The organism is Microbacterium sp. G2-16M (genome assembly GCF_055809115.1).
This window is the reverse complement of sequence record NZ_CM147897.1, coordinates 371,843-390,714: the sequence shown is the minus strand read 5'-3', so window position 1 is coordinate 390,714 and position 18,872 is coordinate 371,843. Positions and strand designations below refer to the sequence as shown.

General features: G+C 71.1%; 15 protein-coding genes and 1 tRNA gene. 9 read left to right on the top strand and 7 right to left on the bottom strand.

The genetic code is table 11. From position 1 onward, the window contains the following. The first annotated feature begins 3 nt into the window (after positions 1–3). Positions 4–1,767, top strand: a complete 1,764-nt coding sequence (locus AC0L6F_RS01915; RefSeq protein ID WP_473538984.1) for a DUF4012 domain-containing protein — start codon at positions 4–6, stop codon at positions 1,765–1,767. Between the two features lie 3 nt (positions 1,768–1,770). Here AC0L6F_RS01915 and AC0L6F_RS01910 read toward each other — a convergent pair whose 3' ends face one another. The 3 genes from AC0L6F_RS01910 to AC0L6F_RS01900 form a co-directional block, all read right to left on the bottom strand. Continuing rightward, a complete protein-coding gene (locus tag AC0L6F_RS01910) occupies positions 1,771–3,501 on the bottom strand; it encodes a bifunctional 3'-5' exonuclease/DNA polymerase (RefSeq protein ID WP_473538983.1) in 1,731 nt (576 codons plus the stop codon). A 16-nt stretch (positions 3,502–3,517) separates the two neighbouring features. After that, a complete protein-coding gene (locus AC0L6F_RS01905) occupies positions 3,518–4,249 on the bottom strand; it encodes a zinc ribbon domain-containing protein (protein WP_473538982.1) in 732 nt (243 codons plus the stop codon). 1 nt (position 4,250) lies between these two features. Next, positions 4,251–4,323, bottom strand: a tRNA-Val gene (locus AC0L6F_RS01900). 176 nt (positions 4,324–4,499) lie between these two features. Here AC0L6F_RS01900 and aceE point away from each other — a divergent pair. The 6 genes from aceE (at position 4,500) to AC0L6F_RS01870 (ending at position 12,069) form a co-directional block, all read left to right on the top strand. After that, positions 4,500–7,226, top strand: a complete 2,727-nt coding sequence (gene aceE, locus AC0L6F_RS01895) for a pyruvate dehydrogenase (acetyl-transferring), homodimeric type (RefSeq protein WP_473538981.1) — start codon at positions 4,500–4,502, stop codon at positions 7,224–7,226. A gap of 7 nt (positions 7,227–7,233) precedes the next feature. Beyond that, the gene (locus tag AC0L6F_RS01890; RefSeq protein ID WP_473538980.1) at positions 7,234–8,448 is read left to right on the top strand and encodes a PucR family transcriptional regulator; all 1,215 of its coding nucleotides are present in this window, start codon (positions 7,234–7,236) and stop codon (positions 8,446–8,448) included. A gap of 84 nt (positions 8,449–8,532) precedes the next feature. After that, on the top strand, positions 8,533–9,447 hold the full coding sequence (locus AC0L6F_RS01885) for an ACP S-malonyltransferase (protein ID WP_473538979.1): 915 nt from the start codon (positions 8,533–8,535) through the stop codon (positions 9,445–9,447). Then, entirely contained in the window at positions 9,444–10,445 is a 1,002-nt protein-coding gene (locus tag AC0L6F_RS01880; protein WP_473538978.1) for a beta-ketoacyl-ACP synthase III, read from the top strand. Before AC0L6F_RS01885 ends, AC0L6F_RS01880 begins: the two co-directional genes overlap by 4 nt. 78 nt (positions 10,446–10,523) lie before the next feature. Beyond that, entirely contained in the window at positions 10,524–10,772 is a 249-nt protein-coding gene (locus AC0L6F_RS01875; protein WP_259611929.1) for an acyl carrier protein, read from the top strand. 58 nt (positions 10,773–10,830) lie between these two features. Beyond that, positions 10,831–12,069, top strand: coding sequence for a beta-ketoacyl-[acyl-carrier-protein] synthase family protein (locus AC0L6F_RS01870; RefSeq protein ID WP_473538977.1), 1,239 nt, complete (start codon positions 10,831–10,833; stop codon positions 12,067–12,069). 50 nt (positions 12,070–12,119) lie between these two features. Here the strand turns inward: AC0L6F_RS01870 and AC0L6F_RS01865 are convergent, their stop codons facing one another. Further along, complete coding sequence (locus AC0L6F_RS01865; protein ID WP_259611928.1) at positions 12,120–12,623, bottom strand: DUF3145 domain-containing protein; 504 nt, start codon at positions 12,621–12,623, stop codon at positions 12,120–12,122. Positions 12,624–12,763: 140 nt separating this feature from the next. Then, complete coding sequence (locus AC0L6F_RS01860) at positions 12,764–13,537, bottom strand: hypothetical protein (protein ID WP_274635574.1); 774 nt, start codon at positions 13,535–13,537, stop codon at positions 12,764–12,766. 214 nt (positions 13,538–13,751) lie between these two features. Between AC0L6F_RS01860 and AC0L6F_RS01855 the strand changes: the two genes are divergently transcribed. Together AC0L6F_RS01855 and AC0L6F_RS01850 are read left to right on the top strand one after the other, a co-directional pair. Continuing rightward, positions 13,752–15,764 carry a DUF262 domain-containing protein gene (locus tag AC0L6F_RS01855; protein ID WP_473538976.1) on the top strand — a complete coding sequence of 671 codons (2,013 nt, stop codon included), beginning with the start codon at positions 13,752–13,754 and terminating at the stop codon, positions 15,762–15,764. A gap of 22 nt (positions 15,765–15,786) precedes the next feature. Further along, a complete protein-coding gene (locus tag AC0L6F_RS01850; protein ID WP_473538975.1) occupies positions 15,787–16,185 on the top strand; it encodes a nitroreductase/quinone reductase family protein in 399 nt (132 codons plus the stop codon). 10 nt (positions 16,186–16,195) lie between these two features. On the opposite strand, the gene AC0L6F_RS01845 is transcribed toward AC0L6F_RS01850, so the two are convergent. Continuing rightward, the gene (locus tag AC0L6F_RS01845; protein WP_473538974.1) at positions 16,196–17,137 is read right to left on the bottom strand and encodes a haloacid dehalogenase-like hydrolase; all 942 of its coding nucleotides are present in this window, start codon (positions 17,135–17,137) and stop codon (positions 16,196–16,198) included. Positions 17,138–17,194: 57 nt separating this feature from the next. Next, positions 17,195–18,835, bottom strand: coding sequence for a SulP family inorganic anion transporter (locus AC0L6F_RS01840; protein ID WP_473538973.1), 1,641 nt, complete (start codon positions 18,833–18,835; stop codon positions 17,195–17,197). Between the last annotated feature and the right edge of the window lie 37 nt (positions 18,836–18,872).

Here is an 18,872-nt window from a genome sequence, read left to right as displayed (position 1 = left end):
CCGATGGCCAGCATGGTCCGGGGGCGGCGACGCTCCGCCCCCTGGTATGCGCTCGGCCTGGTCCTCGCACTGTGCATCCTCGCGGCAGCCGTCGTCTGGGTGGGCGTGCGCGCGGTCATGGTCAAGGGCGAGGTGGACGCGATCCAGTCGCTCACCTCGCGGATGAGCACCGCGATCGCGGACCGCGACCTGAACGAACTCGGCACCGTCAACGACGAACTGGCCGTGCACGCGCGGCGCGCGGTCGAGCTGACGGCCGATCCGCTGTGGACCACCGCCGAGCTCCTGCCGGTGGCCGGCCCGAACCTGGCCGCCGTCCGGGTCGCCGCGAACGCCGTCGACACGGTCAGCGCCGATGTGGTCTCGCCGATCCTGGACGTGGCCGCGTCCCTCGGCGATGCCCAGGGCCCGTCGAACCAGGCGCTGGATGCCGCGGTCGGCGCGGACGGCCCGCTCGACCACGCGGCATCCGCTCTGCACCGCGCCGCGACCCGGCTGGCCGGCATCCCGGCCACGGGCCTCATCACGCCCGTCGCCTCCGGCGTCGCCCAGCTCACCGACCTCGTCGGCAACGCGGACGCCGTGCTGCAGCCGCTGACCTCGTCGGCCGGCGCCCTGCCGCTGCTCCTGGGCACCGATCAACCGCAGACGATCCTGCTGATGGTGCAGAACCCGGCCGAGCTGCGCACGGGCGGCGGCATCACCGGCACCTTCGTCCAGATGCGGGCCGCCGACGGCCGCTTCACCATGCAGAAGATGACCGACTCGTCGGCGTTCCACTACCGCACCCGTCAGATCGCCCCCATCCCCGACGCGCTCACCGCGCTGTACGGGAACGTGATCGGGCGGTTCGTGCAGGACACCACGATCCCGGCCGACTTCTCGCTCACGGCCCGGCTGGCCTCGGCCTGGTGGACCGCGCACGGCGGGGCCGTGCCGGACGCGGTCATCTCGATCGACCCGATCGTGCTGCAGTCGCTGCTGGCGGTGACCGGACCGGTCACGCTGGGGGACGGCAGCACGCTCAGCGCCGACAACCTGGTCCAGCGCGTGCTCGTCGATCCCTACCTGACGATGACCTCCGAGGAGCAGGCGTCGTTCTTCGCGCAGTCCACCGCCTCGGTGTTCGCGCGCGTGTTCACGCACGGGATGTCGCCGGTGGAATGGGCCGAAGCGCTCGCCCAGCCCATCCAGGACGACCGCATCTCGGTGTGGAGCGCGGACGCCGACGCCCAGAAATCCATCGCCTCGGGCCCCCTCGGCGGTCCGCTGGCGCGTCAGCGGCTGGCCGGCGACTCCGCCTACGCGGTGTATTTCAACGACAACACCGGCGGCAAGATGGCCCCGTACATGACCACGGCGATCTCGGTGGCCCAGGGCACATGTCGTGCCGACGGCAAGCACACGGTGGCCGTGTCGGTCTCATTGACCAGCACCGCGCCGAAGGACGCCGGGACGATGCCGATCAGCATGACCGGCGGCGGACTGTGGGGCGTCGGCGCCGGCGACATCGGCATGAACGTCACGGTCGCCGCCCCCGCGGGCGCATTCTTCGGCGGCGTGACGGTGGACGGCAAGGTCAACCCGTCGGCGAACGAGGATGCCGAGGGCCACCCCAGCAGCATCACGCACGTGAATCTGCAGCCCGGTGAGACGAACGTGCTGACGTTCCGCTTCGTGGTGGACGACGACGCGCAGGCCCAGATCGTGCACACGCCGATGCTCACCGCACCGGAGGTGACCCGCACGCCGCTGCGCTGCGAGTGAGCGTCAGTCCTTCTGGGCGGTCGGGGCGATCTTCAGGTCGAGCGGGAAGTCGATCGGGAACCCGCCGAAGAGCAGCCGGCCGGCGGATGCCGCCGCTTCGCCGACGATCGCCGCGGCGGCATCCGCATACCGCTGCGGCGTGTGCACGATCAGCTCGTCGTGCAGGAAGAACGCCAGGTGGGGCACGCGGGCCAGCGCAGCTCCCGATCGCGGGGCGGCCTCGGCATCCGGGACCGGAGGCAGCTGCGCGAGACGCGATCTGACCTCGCCCAGCCAGGCCAGCGCCCATTCGGCCGCGGTGCCCTGCACGACGAAGTTGCGCGTGAACCGGCCCCGATCCCCGGCGTCCCGACGTGCCCGATCGCGCTCGGCGGCCGTGCCGGTCTCGTCGGCGGCCAGCCGCTGCGTCTGCATCCACCGCGGTGACGCCGGCGGGCACGAGCGACCGAGCCAGGTCGACACGACGCCGCCGTCCGCTCCGACTCCGGCCGCGTCGTCGACCAGGGCCATCGCGCGCGGGTACGCCCGGCGCAGCCGCGGCAGCAGCCGCCCGCTCTCGCCGGTGGTGGACCCGTACATCGCACCCAGCATCGCCACCTTCGCCTCGGCGCGGGTGGCCACCGCCCCGCTGTCCACGATGCCGGCGTACAGATCGTGGCCGTGCGCCGCGTCGGCGAGCCGGCCGTCGCTGGACATGCCCGCCAGCACCCGCGGCTCCAGCTGGGCGACATCGGCCACCACGAAGGTCCATCCCGCGTCGGCCCGCACCGCGGCCCGAAGACGGCGAGGGATCTGCAGTGCGCCGCCGCCGGAGGACGCCCACCGCCCGGTGACCACGCCTGCCGGCAGGTAGACGGGCCGGAACCGCCCGTCCTGAACCCACTCCGCCAGCCAGGCCCAACCGTTCGCGCTCAGCAGTCGGCTCAGGCGCTTGTACTCCAGCAGGGGCTCGATCACGGGGTGGTCGAACTCCCGCAGCTCCCACTTCGCCGTGGTGCGGGCGGGCACGCCCACTCGATGCAGACTGCGCAGCAGCTTGGCCGGCGAGTCCAGGCTCGCCTGCGGATCCTCCAGCAGCAGGCGGATGTCGGAGCCGAGGGCGACCATCCGCTCCGGCACTCCCCCGGCGTGAGGGCGACGGCCGAGGATCTCCTCGAGCATCCGCTCGTGCGCGGGGACGTCCCACGGCAGTCCACCGGCCCGCATCTCGGCGGCCACCAGGGCGCCGGCCGACTCGGCCGCGCACAGCAGATCGATCCGGCCCGGCTCCCGCGCCGAGCGCGCCGCCGCCCGCTGCCGCGCGAACTCGCGCAGCGCGCCGTCCAGATCGTCGGGCGTCCCGGATGCCGCGGCCGAGGCCTCGCCGAGCGAGAACAGCGCCTGATCGGCCTCGTCCGATGGGCCGGGTGCGGCATCCCACTCCCGCGCATCGCGGATCGCGTCCGTCTCGGTGACGAGGTCGCTGTCCCGGAGGATCGCGTGGCACAGGCGCAGATCCCGGCAGCGGCGCACCCGGACCCCGGCCGCCAGCAGCGGCGGATAGCGCCGTGCCGTGTCGGACCAGACCCAGCGCGGCGGAGCGGGTCCGCTCTCGGCGTCGGCGACGAACTGAGGGAAGGCCGACGCATCCAGCCGCTGCCGGCGGTGCTCGACGCCATCCGCGTCCAGGTGTGCCAGCTCGACGTCTTCGCCGTCACGGCCGACGACGATGCACGCGTCCGCCGGGGCGCTCACCGGTCTCGCGCGGTGATCACAGCCCCGACTCTTCGGTGCGCACCAGGATGCACCCGCACTCGGGGCAGTTCACCACGGCATCCTCGGCCGCCTGCCGCATGGCGGCCAGATCGGTGCCGGACAGGACCATGTTGCAGCCCTCGCACGTCTGCGCACGCAGAGCGGCGGCCCCGACGCTGCGCAGGGCTGCGCGGTCGTACGCGGCGATCAGCTCGCCCGGCAGCTCGGCGGCGATGGCGGCACGGTCGCGCGTGGCGGCCTCGAGCTGTGCGGTCGCCTCGGCGACCGCCGTCTTTCCCTCGGCGCTGAGGCGACTGCCCTCGTCGTTGACCTCGGCCACCAGCGCCGCCTGCGCGGCGACCGCGGACTCGGCCTCTTCGAGCCGTTCCATCAGCTCCAGCTGCATGTCCTCCAGGTCGCTTTTGCGCCGGGCGAGCGAGGCGAGCTCGCTCTCCAGCCCCTGGGCGTCCTTCACGCTCGACACCGTGTTCAGTCGCTGCGCATCGCGTTCGCTGCGCGCGTCGACCACGGCGATGTCGGATTCGACCCGGCCCAGCTCGGCCTGCACCCCGTCACGACTGCCCTGCAGCGCGGTGAGCTCCTGCGTCAGCGTCTGCCGCTGGGTGACGAGTTCGCGCACGCGCGCGGCCTGGGCCGGACTGCTGCGGGCGTGTTCGGCCTGCCGGATACGGGTGTCGAGTTCGGCCACATCGAGGAGGCGGCGCTGCTGCGCGGGCTGTGCGTTCACGTGGGCCCTGCCGGGATCGAACCGACGACATCCACGGTGTAAACGTGGCGCTCTACCAGCTGAGCTAAAGGCCCGTGCCGCAAGTCTACGAGAGGGCGCCCCCATCCGGTGGCGCGGCGCAGGCGCCGCGGGACGTCGCAGCCGGCTCGAGTCGCTAGGCTGGTGCGCGGTGTGCCATCCGCGTCGACCCCGGCGGTGCACGCCCGAAGCCCGCAGCCGACGCAATCCGCCGGCCGAAGAAAGGTCACCCGTGACTGTCCACGATCAGGATCCGTACTCCCAGGGCCCCCTCGACAGCGACCCCGACGAGACCGGCGAGTGGCAGGAGTCGCTCCAGCAGCTGGTCCAGGCCAAGGGAGCCGGCCGCGGCCGCGAGATCATGCTGAGCCTGCTGAAGAGCTCGAAGGAGCTCCGGCTCGGCGTGCCGATGGTGCCGACCACCGACTACGTCAACACCATCGCCCCCGAGAACGAGGCCCCGTTCCCCGGCGACGAGGAGCTCGAGCGGCGCTACCGCTCCTGGATCCGCTGGAACGCCGCCATCACGGTGCACCGCGCGCAGCGCCCCGGCATCGGGGTGGGCGGCCACATCTCCACCTATGCGTCCTCCGCGTCGCTGTACGAAGTCGGCTTCAACCACTTCTTCCGCGGACAGGACCACCCCTCCGGCGGCGACCAGATCTTCTTCCAGGGGCACGCCTCGCCCGGCATGTACGCCCGCGCCTTCCTCGAGGGGCGCCTCAGCGAAGACCAGCTGGACGGATTCCGCCAGGAGAAGTCGCAGGCTCCCCACGGCATCCCGTCCTACCCGCACCCGCGGCTGATGCCGGAGTTCTGGCAGTTCCCGACGGTGTCGATGGGCCTCGGCCCGATCAATGCGATCTACCAGGCGATGGCCAACCGGTACCTGACCAACCGCGGGATCAAGGACGTGTCCGACGGTCGTGTGTGGGCGTTCCTCGGCGACGGCGAGCTCGATGAGGTGGAGAGCCGCGGTCAGCTGCAGGTCGCCGCCAACGAGGGCCTGGACAACCTGACGTTCGTGGTCAACTGCAACCTGCAGCGCCTGGACGGGCCGGTGCGCGGCAACGGGAAGATCATCCAGGAGCTGGAGAGCTTCTTCCGCGGCGCCGGATGGAACGTGATCAAGGTCATCTGGGGCCGGGAGTGGGACGACCTGCTCGCCCGCGACGTCGACGGCGCCCTGCTGAACCTGATGAACGTGACCCCCGACGGCGACTACCAGACCTACAAGGCCGAGAGCGGCGCCTACGTGCGCGAGCACTTCTTCGGCCGCGACGAGCGCGCCCGCGCCCTGGTCGAGGGCTTCACCGACGACCAGGTCTGGAACCTGCGCCGCGGCGGGCACGACTACCGCAAGGTCTATGCGGCGTTCCAGGCCGCCACCGAGCACAAGGGCCAGCCCACCGTCATCCTCGCCAAGACGATCAAGGGCTACGGCCTGGGCGCGCACTTCGAGGGGCGCAACGCGACGCACCAGATGAAGAAGATGACGCTGGAGGACCTCAAGCAGTTCCGCGACGCGATGCACATCCCGTTCACGGACGCGCAGCTGGAGGAGAACCCGTACCTGCCGCCGTACTACAACCCCGGGGCGCAGGACGAGACGGTCCAGTACATGCTCGAGCGCCGGCGTGCGCTGGGCGGGTTCGTCCCCGAGCGGCGCACGACGCACGTGGACCTGGCCCTCCCGGATGACGCGGCGTATGCCCTGCCGAAGAAGGGGTCGGGCACGCAGGAGATCGCCACCACGATGGCGTTCGTCCGGCTGCTGAAGGATCTGCTGCGGACGAAGGACTTCGGCCACCGGATCGTGCCCATCATCCCGGACGAGGCGCGCACCTTCGGCATCGACGCCTTCTTCCCGACCGCGAAGATCTACAACCCGAACGGCCAGCACTACACCTCGGTGGACCGCGAGCTGCTGCTGGCCTACAAGGAGAGCGCACAGGGGCAGATCCTGCACGTCGGGATCAACGAGGCCGGGGCGATGGCCGCCTTCACCGCGACCGGAACCTCGTACTCCACGCACGGCGAGCCGCTGATCCCGGTCTACATCTTCTACTCGATGTTCGGCTTCCAGCGCACCGGCGACGCGAACTGGGCCGCCGGCGACCAGATGGCGCGCGGGTTCGTGATCGGCGCCACCGCCGGGCGCACCACGCTCACCGGCGAGGGGCTGCAGCACGCCGACGGGCATTCGCCGCTGCTGGCCTCCACCAACCCGGCCACCGTGGCGTACGACCCGGCCTACGGCTACGAGATCGCGCACATCGTCCGCGCGGGCCTGGACCGGATGTACGGCGGGCAGCATCCCGACCCCAACGTCATGTACTACCTCACGGTCTACAACGAGCCGATGGTGCAGCCGGCCGAGCCGGAGGACGTGGACGTCGACGGCATCCTCCACGGCATCCATCGCATCGCCTCGGCCGACGGCGACGGCCCCCGCGCCCAGCTGATGGCGTCCGGCGTCGGCGTGGCCTGGGCGCTGGAGGCCCAGCAGCTGCTGCGCGAGGACTGGGGCGTGCAGGCGGATGTCTGGAGTGTGACCAGCTGGTCCGAGCTGAGCCGCGACGGCCTGGCCGCGGACGAGCACAACTTCCTGCATCCGGACCAGGAGCCGCGCACCGCGTACCTCACCCGCAAGCTGGAGGGCGCCGAGGGCCCGGTGGTCGCCGTCAGCGACTTCATGCACGCGGTGCAGGACCAGATCCGCCCGTGGGTGCCGAACCGCTTCGCCACCCTCGGCGCCGACGGGTTCGGCTTCAGCGACACGCGGGCCGCCGCGCGCCGATTCTTCAAGATCGACGGGCCGTCCATCGTGGTGCGCACGCTGCAGGCCCTCGCCGAGCAGGGCGCGGTCGACCGGAGCCTGTCGGTGCAGGCGATCGAGAAGTACCGTCTGCACGACGTCACGGCCGGCACCAGCGGCAACGCGGGCGGCGAGAGCTGATCCCGCGATGATCAGCGAGAGCGCCCCCACGGGAAAGGCGGAGACCCTCGTCTGGCTCCGTCGTCTTTCGGGCGACCTCGCCACAGCGACGATCAACCGCCTCGAGCAGTCCCTGCCGTGGTACGCCGAGATGCCGCCGGCCCGGCGCTCCGCGGTGGGGCTGGTGGCGCAGGCCGGGATCACCTCGTTCATCCAGTGGTACGAAGATCCGGACTCCACCCCGTGGATCGCTGCGGACATCTTCGCGGCCGCGCCCCGCGAGCTGCTGCGCAGTGTCAGTCTGACTCAGACGCTGCAGCTGATCCGGGTCACCGTCGAGGTCACCGAGGAGAAGGTCGCCGGCCGCGGCGAGCATCTCCGCGAGGCGATCCTGCTGTATTCGCGCGAGGTCGCGTTCGCCGCGGCGGACGTGTATGCGCGGGCCGCCGAGGCCCGTGGGCTGTGGGATGCGCGGCTGGAGGCGCTGGTCGTCGACTCGATCCTCACCGGGGGCGCCGACGAGGAGCTGCCCAGCCGCATCGCCGCCCTGGGCTGGCACGGCCACGGCGAGGTGGCGGTCCTGGTGGGCACCACTCCCCCGATGTTCGACGTCGACCAGCTGCGCCGCACCGCCCGCAAGCTCGGGGTGGATGTGCTCATCGGCGTCCAGGGCTCCCGACTCGTGCTGGTGATCGGCCGGGCCGAGCTGCGCGGGCCGGACGATCCCGCGACCGAGCTGCCGTTCCTCCAGATCGCCGAGCATCTCGAGCCCGGATTCGGCAGCGGCCACCTCGTGCTCGGGCCGACGGTGGCCGCGCTCGTGGACGCCGGGCAGAGCGCCCGCGCGGCCCTGGCCGGCTTCGCCGTCGCTCGCTCGTGGCGGCACGCGCCGCGCCCGGTCGAGGCGGACGATCTGCTCCCCGAGCGCGCGCTGGCCGGAGATCAGCTGGCGAAGAACACCCTGGTGGAGAAGATCTTCCGGCCGCTGCAGAACCACAGCACCGATCTGGTCACGACGCTGTGGAGCTATCTGGACAACGGCCGGTCACTGGAGGCGACGGCCCGCGAGCTGTTCGTGCACCCGAACACCGTGCGCTACCGGCTCAAGCGCGTCTCCGAGGTGATCGGGTGGGATGCCACGGGTCCGCGCGAGGCGCTGATCCTGCAGACCGCGCTCATCCTGGGCGCCATCGGCACCGACGCGACCCGTCGGAAGGCCCCCGCAGGGCCTCGCACCCGCTGAGCCTGTGGAGCAGGCACAAACGTTCCTGACAATCTTGTGCGGTCTCTGCCAGTTGGACGTCCCAGGGTTTGGCAGGATGGGAAAGTGATCATCGCCGTCTTCCCCGGTCAGGGCGCGCAGTCCCCCGGCTTCCTCGCTCCCTGGCTCGAACTGGACGGCGCGCGCGAACGCCTGCAGGAGTTCTCCGACCATGCGCGCGTCGACCTCGTGGCCGCGGGAACCGAGTGGGATGCCGAGCGCATCCGCGACACCAAGGTCGCCCAGCCGCTGATCGTGGCGGCGAGCCTGCTGTCCTACGCCGCCCTGACCGCCGATGCCCGCCCCGCCGGGGTCGCCGGACACTCGGTCGGAGAGCTGGCCGCGCTGGCCGCCGCCGGCGTCGTCGCCCCCACGGAGGCGCTGGAGCTGGTGGGCACCCGCGGGCGGGCGATGGCCGAAGCCGCCGCGGCGGCCCAGACCGGCATGAGCGCCATCGTCGGCGGCGACGAGGCCACCGTCCTGGCGGCGCTGCAGACGCATCGCCTCACCCCGGCCAACTACAACGGCGGCGGCCAGATCGTCGCCGCCGGAGCGCTGTCCGACCTCGCCGAGCTGGCCGCCGACGCCCCCCGGGGCGCCCGCGTGATCCCGCTGCAGGTCGCGGGCGCCTTCCACACCGGCTACATGGCGCCGGCCGTGGACACCCTGCGCGCCGCCGCCGCCGAGGTGACGGCATCCGATCCGGCCCTGACACTGTGGACCAACAGCGACGGCTCCGTCGTGGACTCCGGTGCCGCGGCCATCGACCTGATGGTGGCGCAGGTCGCCTCGCCCGTGCGGTGGGACCTGTGCATGGCGTCCTTCGCCGACCACGGAGTGACCGGGATCGTCGAACTCGCCCCCGCCGGCACCCTCGTCGGCCTCGCCAAGCGCGCCCTGCGCGGCGTGCCGAGCGTGGCGGTCAAGACGCCCGACGACCTCGCGGCCGCGACCGCACTGCTGACCGGAGAAGCCGCATGAGCATCAGCCTGACCCAGCCCACCGGGCCCGCCCACACCCGCATCTACGCGTACGGCGCGGCCCGCGGTGAGAACGTCGTCCCCAACGACGACCTGGTCGGTCCGATCGATTCCAGCGACGAGTGGATCCGGCAGCGCACCGGCATCATCACGCGCGTGCGCGCCGACCACGACACCAGCGCCATCGAGCTGGGCACGGATGCGGCTCGCGAAGCGGTCGAGCGCTCCGGCATCCCGGCCGACAAGATCGACGCCGTCATCGTCGCCACCATCAGCAACCCGAAGCAGACCCCGTCGGTCTCGGCCATCGTCGCCGACCGCATCGGCGCGAATCCCGCCGCCGCCTACGATCTGAACGCCGCCTGCGCGGGCTTCGCCTACGGCGTCGCGCAGGCGGACGCCCTCATCCGCGGAGGCATCGCGACCTACGCCGTGGTGGTCGGCGTCGAGAAGCTCAGCGACCTCGTCGACCCCGCCGACCGCAGCATCTCGTTCCTGCTCGGCGACGGCGCCGGCGCGGCGGTGGTCGGGCCGAGCGACACCCCCGGCATCGGTCCCACCGTCTGGGGCTCGGACGGCTCGAAGGCCGAGCTGGTCGGCATGAACGCCACCCTCACCGAGTTCCGCGACGGCACCGTGCCCTGGCCGACGCTGCGGCAGGAGGGGCCTTCGGTGTTCCGCTGGGCCGTGTGGGACATGGTCAAGGTGGCCCGGCGCGCGCTGGAGGCGGCCGGTGTCGAGGCCGCGGACCTGGCCGCGTTCATCCCACATCAGGCCAACCTGCGCATCATCGACGAGTTCGCCAAGCAGCTCAAGCTCCCGGACACCGTCACGATCGCCCACGACATCGAGACCACCGGCAACACATCGGCGGCATCCATCCCGCTGGCGACCCACCGGCTGCTGCAGGAGCATCCGGCGCTGTCCGGCGGGCTCGCGCTGCAGATCGGGTTCGGCGCCGGGCTCGTCTTCGGCGCGCAGGTCGTCGTGCTCCCCTGACCGGAACGCACTCGACCATAGACTTGTCCACGGCCCGCCGGGCCTCGTCCCCTGAAGAATCCAGAACAAGGAGCAGAAATGGCATTCACCAACGATGAGGTCCTCGCCGGCCTTGCCGAGCTGATCACCGACGAGACGGGGATCTCCGCCGACGAGGTGGCGCTGGAGAAGTCGTTCACCGACGACCTGGACATCGACTCGATCTCGATGATGACGATCGTCGTCAACGCCGAGGAGAAGTTCGGCGTCACCATCCCCGACGACGAGGTGAAGAACCTCAAGACCGTCGGCGACGCCGTCACGTACATCAGCACGCACCAGGAGTGACCGCATCCGGTGGGGGCAGTCCGCCCCCACCGGCACCCCACATCACGAGGAACCCCACATGAGCACGTCCCGCATCGTCGTCACCGGCATCGGCGCTTCGACTCCCCTGGGAGGCACCGCGCCCGAAAGCTGGTCCGCCCTGCTGAACGGCGCAAGCGGCGCCCACACCCTCCCCTACGACTGGGTGGAGGAGTACCAGCTGCCGGTCACGTTCGCGGCCGAGGGCATCGTCCGTCCGGAGAGCGTTCTGGCCCGTCCCCTCGCCAAGCGTCTGGACCCGTCTTCGCAGTTCGCCATGGTCGCGGCGCTGGAAGCCTGGGCGGACGCCGGCGCTCCCGAGGTCGATCCGGAGCGGCTGGGCGTCGACTTCGCGACCGGCATCGGCGGACTGTGGACCCTGCTGGATGCGTGGGACACGCTGCGCGAGAAGGGCCCCCGCCGCGTGATGCCGATGACGGTCCCGATGCTGATGCCCAACGCCGCGGCCGGCAACATCTCCCTCCACTTCGGCGCACGCGCGTTCGCGCGCACGGTCGCCAGCGCCTGCGCCTCGAGCACCGAGTCGATCGCGAACGCCATCGAACACCTGCAGGACGGACTTGCCGACGTCGTGATCGCCGGCGGCACCGAATCGGCCATCCACCCGCTGACGATGGCGGCGTTCGCCTCGATGCAGGCCCTGTCCCGCCGCAACGACGACCCCGAGCACGCGTCGCGGCCGGGCAGCATCGACCGGGACGGCTTCGTGATGGGCGAGGGGTCGGCCGTGCTGATCCTGGAGACCGAGGAGCACGCCAAGGCCCGCGGCGCCAAGATCTATGCCTACGCGGCCGGCGGCGGGGTGACCGCCGACTCGTACCACATCACCGCGAACGACCCCGAGGGGCACGGCGCCGCGCGCGCGGTGCGGATGGCGCTCGAGGCGGCGGATGCCTCGCCCGACGACATCACGCACATCAACGCGCACGCCACCTCCACCCCGGTCGGCGACCCGAACGAGTACCAGGCGCTCAAGCAGGTCTTCGGCGACCGGATCGACGAGATCCCGGTGTCGGCCACCAAGGCGTCCACCGGACACCTGCTCGGCGGCACGGGTGCGCTCGAGGCGGTGTTCACCATCCTCGCGATCACGAACCGTCAGGCGCCTCCGACGATCAATCTGACCGAGCAGGACCCCGAGGTGCCCTTCCGGATCTCCGGCGACGTGCAGCCCCTCGGAGAGGGCCCGCAGCTCGCGATCAGCAACTCGTTCGGCTTCGGCGGACACAACGCGGTGGTCGCGTTCGCGTCCTCCTGATCCGCAGAAACGCAGACTCCCCACGGCAGCAGTGCCGTGGGGAGTTGTTCTCAGCCGACCTTGTGCAGCCACACCACCGGCGCATCGTCGGATGCGTGCCGGAACGGCTCCAGCTCATCGTCCCAGGCCGACCCGAGGGCGATCTGCAGCTCGCGCTCCAGCTCGGCCACATCGCCGGCGGCCACGTCCATGGCGTAGCGCAGCCGGTCCTCGCCGATCACGACGTTGCCGGCGGAGTCGGTCTGCGCATAGTGGATGCCCAGCCCGGGGGTGTGCATCCAGCGTCCGCCGTCGCTGCGCGGTGTCGGGTCCTCGGTGACCTCGAAGCGCAGGTGCTCCCAGCCGCGGATCGCGGTCGCCAGGGCCGCCCCGGTGCCGGCCGGCCCCTCCCAGTAGAACTCCGCACGTCGGCTGCCGCCGAGCACCGGCTGGTCGGCCCAGTCGAAGCTCGTCGCACGCCCAAGAGCGCGTCCTACCGCCCACTCCAAGTGGGGGCACAATGCGCGTGGCGCGGAGTGGATCAGAATCACTCCACGCGATGGTGTCGCCGCCATGATCTCTCCGTTTCGTCAGGTACGTCTTCCCCTACGACCTGACCGGATGCGGCGGCGTGCTGTTCTGTTGTCTGGGCTCATTATCGCCCGCCAGCACGGGAATCACAAGCCTGTGATTCCCGTGTCGGCGGGCCGGGCGATCAGGCCTCGCTCATGGCCCGGACCTCGGCCTGCCCCTTGGCGGCGTAGTATGCCGCGCGCGCAGCATCCTTCCGCGCCTGCTCGGCGTAGCCGGCATCGAGGATCTCCTGGTCGACCGGGACGCTGTCGACCCGATTGCGGCCGTTGTACTTCTCGATGTATGCGTCCAGCTCGGGTCCGCTGGTCCACGAGGTGATGAGGTTGTACCGCGGCTCGGAGCCCAGGTGGGTCGTCGCGTGCCACAGCCGCTGGGTGTCGATGATCAGCTGCGCTCCGGCCGGCAGCGCGATGCGGACCTCGCCCTGCGGGTCGGTGCGGTTCTCGCGCAGCACGAAGAAGCTGTCCTTGTCGTCGGTCAGGTTGAAGAACCCGCGCACGACCCAGCCGGTCCCGTCCGGGTTCAGCCGGTTGTTGTCATCCTGGTGCAGGTTGTAGAGGCACTCCCCGTACGGGGTGGGCTGCAGCTCGATCACCCGGCAGCGCCCGACGTTGGCGCCCGGCTCCTGTGCGCGGCGGGTCAGGTTCGGCGCCTTCGCGACCTGCGACTCGATCCACACGCCGTCCTTGTCGGTGCGCGGCGGCTTGTGGTTCCAGAAGCCGTTGCACTCGATCTCACCGAACGCGCTGGCCAGCGGCGCGAAGCGGGTGTCGCCCGAGGACTTCCAGTCGACATACTCGATGTCGAGCCACTCCTTGGGGTCGAGCTCCTGGTTGTAGCTGTCCAGGACGACATAGCCGGTCTCCTCGAGAGCGGCGGACTTGATGTAACCCATGATGAGGATCATGACCTTTCGTAGAGGGCCAGCGAAGTTTTTACAGGCCCGACTTAGGCAAGCCTACATCGGGGCTGTTCCGCGTCTCGGGGCCGCCGCCGTGAATAACAGGGGCGTTCCCGCGGGCCGCCGGGCCCCATCCGGACCGCGCACTTAGAGTAGATCGGGTGCCTCGCGCCGTCCCCTCCCGCCCGCAGAAAGAGTGATGCCAGCCATGGGCAGTGCCACGAACGTCGATGCCACCGCGGTCAACACCATCGCCTGGCTCGCCCAGCCGCAGACCGCCATCGTCGTGCCGGTCTACCAGCGGCAGTATCGCTGGGACATCGGCGGGTGCGAGCAGCTGCTTGCCGATGTGCGCCGGGTGGCCGACGCCGACGGACGGCACATGCACTTCATCGGCTCGATCCTGTCGGCCGCGGCATCCGGTGCCGACGACGATCTGCGCGACCTGATCCTGATCGACGGCCAGCAGCGGATCACCACGCTCATGCTGCTGGTGGCCGCGCTTCATCACACCGTGCGCGACGCGGACCCCGAGCTGGCGCAAGAGCTGTCCCGGGTGCTCCTGCGCGCCGACGATGCGAGCCGCACCAAGCTGCGCCCCCACCGCGAGTGGGCGGAGCTGTTCGAGGATGTCGTGCTGGACCGACGCGGACCGGACGGCACCCGCCCCGAGTCGCGCTTCGACGACAACTACGCGTTCTTCCGCAGTCAGGTCGCCCTCGGCGAGGCGCGGCAGGTGTGGCGCGGCATCCAGAAGCTGGAGCACGTGTCGATCACGCTCGGGGCCGGGGCCAACGCGCAGCAGATCTTCGAGAGCCTGAACTCGACCGGCGAGCCGCTGCGCGATCACGAGCTGATCCACAACTACATCCTGATGGGTCTCACGCACGAGCAGCAGACCGCCGTCGAGGACGAGTTCTGGCTGCCGATCGAACGCGCCACGGGCGAGCAGATCGCGGGGTTCTGGCGGCACTACCTGATCATGACGACCGGGCGCGAGGTCACGGTGGCCGGGGCACGGGGTGTCTACGACGCGTTCCGCGCGCAGGTGCCGCGGGTCGAGCTGGACGAGCTGCGGGTGCGGGCCGCCGACTGGCGCGCCTACGCCGAGGTGTACGCCGTGCTCCTGGATCCCACGCGGGAGAAGGATGCCGAGATCTCGCGCCAGCTCGCCTACGTGAACACCTTCGGCCGCGGCATGTACCCGCTGGTGATGCGCGCATACAGCGACCACGCACGCGGGCTGCTCGATCGCGCGGGCCTGATCACGCTGCTCGAGCACGCGCAGGCCCTGCTGCTGCGCCGGCAGATCGTCGGCGTCGGCGGCGAGCGGCTCGTGGCGCGCCTGTGCCGTGCGCGGGAAGAGTGCCCGCAGGCGCTGGACCACGCCATCTCGCGCATCACGCCGTCCGACGAGCGGGTGCGGGTGGCCCTGAAATACGGCGACCTCCCCCACGCCGCCTACGTGCTCGGCCGGATCGGCGGCACGGCCAGCCTGGACGGGCTCGATCTGGAGCACATCCTCCCGCTTGCCCCGTCCGACGACTGGAGCGGCGACGGCGCCCGCCGCTGGAAGGACCTGTCCGACGACGAGCAGAACAGCCGTCGCGCGCTCGCCCAGTCGCTGGGCAACATGACCCTCCTCGAGCAGCCGCTCGCCGAGCGCGTCTTCGGTGCGTCCTTCCCGGACAAGCGCGCCGCCTACGCGGCCAGCGACCTGGCGATCACACGCGCGATCGCCGGGCGGGATGCCTGGGGCACGGCCCAGATCGCCGCGCGCACGGCCGAGCTCACCGACGTCCTGCTGTCGATCTGGCGCCGTCCCGAGACCGTGCTGATCGACGACGACGGCCTCACCCCGGTGCTGGACGCGAAGCGGCGGCGCGGGTGGCCGCGCGGCTGGGAGCGCGAGTTCGAGTACGTCGAGTACCGCGGCGAGCACTGGGAGGTGCACGACGTGAAGTACCTGTTCAATCGCATCTTCCGTCGACTCTGGGCCGACTCCCGCGCGGACGTCGTCGCGTACAGCGCCCGGCGGGGCGGCCCGATCTTCCCGGCGCAGGCCTGGAACGGTCAGTGGGACGAACTGGATGCGGAGCACTTCCTGTACATGGGGTGGGACTCGAGGTACATGCTCGCTGCCGTGCAGGGCGTGCTGGATGAAGCCGGCATCGCCGGCGAGGTGTTCATCAAGTACTCCTACATCGGTGCGGCGATGTAGGCGGCCAGGCGAGAATGGGATGGTGGAGCTCTCATTCCGGCAGCGGTATCTGAAGGCGCTGAACGCGACGCTGAACCGGCTCACCCGGCGGATGGCGCGTGCGGGCATCGGCCCGTTCAGTCTCGTGATCAACGTGGGCCGCAGGTCGGGGACCGTGTACGAGACCCCGGTGATCCTCGCGCGCGCCGATGACGCGTTCATCGCCGAGCTCACCTACGGCCCGGACGTCAACTGGTACCGCAACATCACCGCCGCCGGCCACTGCGAGGTCGTCGTGAAGGGACGGCGCCATCGGATCGACCGGATCGGTCCGTGCCCCACCGCCGAGGGTCTGCGCGCATTCGGCGGCGCGAAAGCGGTGCTCCTGCGGGCGCTGCACCGCACCGACTTCCGCACGCTGCACATCGCCGACGACCACTGAGCGGGGCCGCTCAGGACGCGGACACTCCGGGGAACACGGTCTCCCAATCGTCGCGCACGCTCACGACGGTGAAGCCGTGCGCGGTCGCCGCAGACAGCGCCTCCTCGGCGCCGGCATCGTACGGCTGGTCGCCACGCCCGGTGTCGTCGTCGTGATGCACGAGCATCGCGAGGCTGCGACGGCTGCCCTGAGCGAACCGGAGCATGTCGACGTCGCCGTTGGAGTTGCCCACGGCCAGGATCGGCCGCCGGCCGATCCTGCTCCAGATCCGTATCGGCTTCTGCGGTCCGTCGTCGAAGAAGGACAGCTTCGGCGCATAGCGGACCAGATTCGCCTCGGCGTCGTATTCCAGGTCCATCGCCGTGCCCACTACGCGCTGGGGAGGGATGCCGTAGTAGTCCTGGGTGACGGGACGCATGAAGTCGCGCTCGCCGCCGGAGACGATGTACGAGCGGAAGTCGTTCGCATCCAGCAGCCGGATCAGTTCCACCATGGGCTGGAAGACCGTCAGCGCATACGAGCTCTTCAACGTCAGGTGACGCGCGTCTCGGAAGAACGCGGCGACGGATGCCTCGTACTCCTCGACGCTCGCGCCGGCGGAGGCGGCCGCCACGGCCGCGATGAGCACTCCGAGGTCGGCATCGTCGCCGGCGTAGTGCTTGTCGATCGCCGCGCCCAGCCAGCCCAGGTCGCCGCTGACGGCGGCGCGATACGGCTGCGTGTCGGCGAGCGCCGGGTCGGCCTGGGCCGCGCGCTTCCACTGTTCCAGGAGGTAGTGCAGCTGCGTCTGCATCGGCTTCTCGGTCCACAGCGTGCCGTCGTTGTCGAAGACCGCGATCCGTCCCTCCACCGGCACGAAGTCGGGTCCGTCCTGGTCGGTGACGGCATCGACGAAGGCGAGGATCGCAGATCGCGCGGCGCCGTCGCGCCAGGAATTCAGCGGTGCGGACATGTCGGCCTCCAACCGTTGGTATGCGCTCACGATATCGCCCGGCGCACGCGCGGTGCCTCAGACATCCTCTTCCGGAGCCACCGCGGTCATCCCGTCCCGCACCGTCGCGTGCACCCGCCCCAGCGCCTCCAGGCGCCGATACCAGTCCACCCGCGCCGCGACCGCCGCGGCCGCCGGCGGAAGGGACGCCAGATGCAGCACGACGTCGTGCGCGGCCAAGTCCGCCTCGAGCTCCTCCAGCGCATCCAGCACCGTGACCGTGAGCGCGTCCTGACGGGTGAGGTCGAGGATCAGCACCGATACCGCGGGCCGGCGGCGCACGGCCAGCGACACCACCGCACGAGAGATCGGGCGCGCATTCGCGGTGTAGAGACCGCGGCCCACGTGGACGGCCAGCGTGCCGCCGCGCTGGTCGAGGATGTCCAGGCGGGGCGTGTTCAGCTCGCGCAGCACGAGCAGCAGGGTCGCGGCCACGCCCACGCCCACCGCGACCAGGAGCCCCGCCGCGAGCGCGACCAGGGCGACCGTGAGCGCCACCCAGAAGTCCACCGGACTCACCCGCGCCCACCGGACCAGTTCGCGGACGTCGATCAGACCGACCACGGCCACGAAGACCATCGCCGACAGCGTGGCCTGCGGCAGCAGACTCAGCACCGGGCCCAGGAACAGCGCGACCAGGATGGCCAGCACCGCGGTCACCACCCCCGCCAGCTGGGTGCGGGCGCCGGCGCCGCGGTTCACCGCGCTCTGCGAGAAGCCGCCCGCGGCCGGCATGGCAGCCGAGAACGCGCCGAGCACGTTGGCGGCGCCCATCGCCAGCAGCTCCCGGTCGCTGTCGATCTGCGGCTGGGATCGCTCGCGGATCGTGCGGGCGACGGCGGCGGACTCGAGGAAGGCCATCACGGCGATCGCCAAGGCCCCGGGAACCAGGTCGCCGGCCATCGACAGGTCGGGCAGACGGAGGCGCGGCATCCCCGTCGGCACCGCGTCGATCAGGGCCACGCCGAGGGCGTCGAGATGACCGAGGCCGACCAGAAGGATTCCGCCGACCGCGACGATCAGCGCGCCGGGGACCTGCGGGGCGAAGCGCTTGAGCAGCAGGAGGACCGCCACGCTGCCGGCCGACAGCGCGACCGTGGGCACGCTCGCGGTGCCCACGCTGGCGATCGCGGCCGCAATCACGGCGAACAGGCCCCCGCCGCTGACGTCGAGGGTCTCGCCCAGCATCGTGGGCACCTGCCCGACGGCGACGATCGCGCCCACCCCGATCTGCACCCCGAGGACCGTGGCGCCGCTGATGTTCTCCACCAGGGAGCCCAGCCGCAGGAGCCGTGCCAGGAGGAGAATCGCGCCGACCAGCAGCGTGAGCATCGTGAGCGCGCCGAGACCGTCGGGGGCGGACGAGGCGACGTCGGCCGTGACCAGCGTCGTCGCGGTCAGCGTCGCCACCGTCGACGTCGTCGACACGCTCATCGCCCGTGAGCCGCCCAGCAGCGCATAGACGAGCATGGGCAGGATGCAGGTGTACAGGCCCACCTCGACGGGCAGATCCGCGATCGTCGCATACGCCATCGCCTGCGGAATGACGACGGCGCCGGCGGCCAGCCCCGCCATGACATCGCGGAGCAGCCACCCGCGCCGGTAGCCGGCGAGGCTCGGCAGCAGCATGCGGTCGGGGGCGTCGACGGGGGGCGTCACATCCCCGAACCTAGCCGCACATGCCCTCTGGTGCATG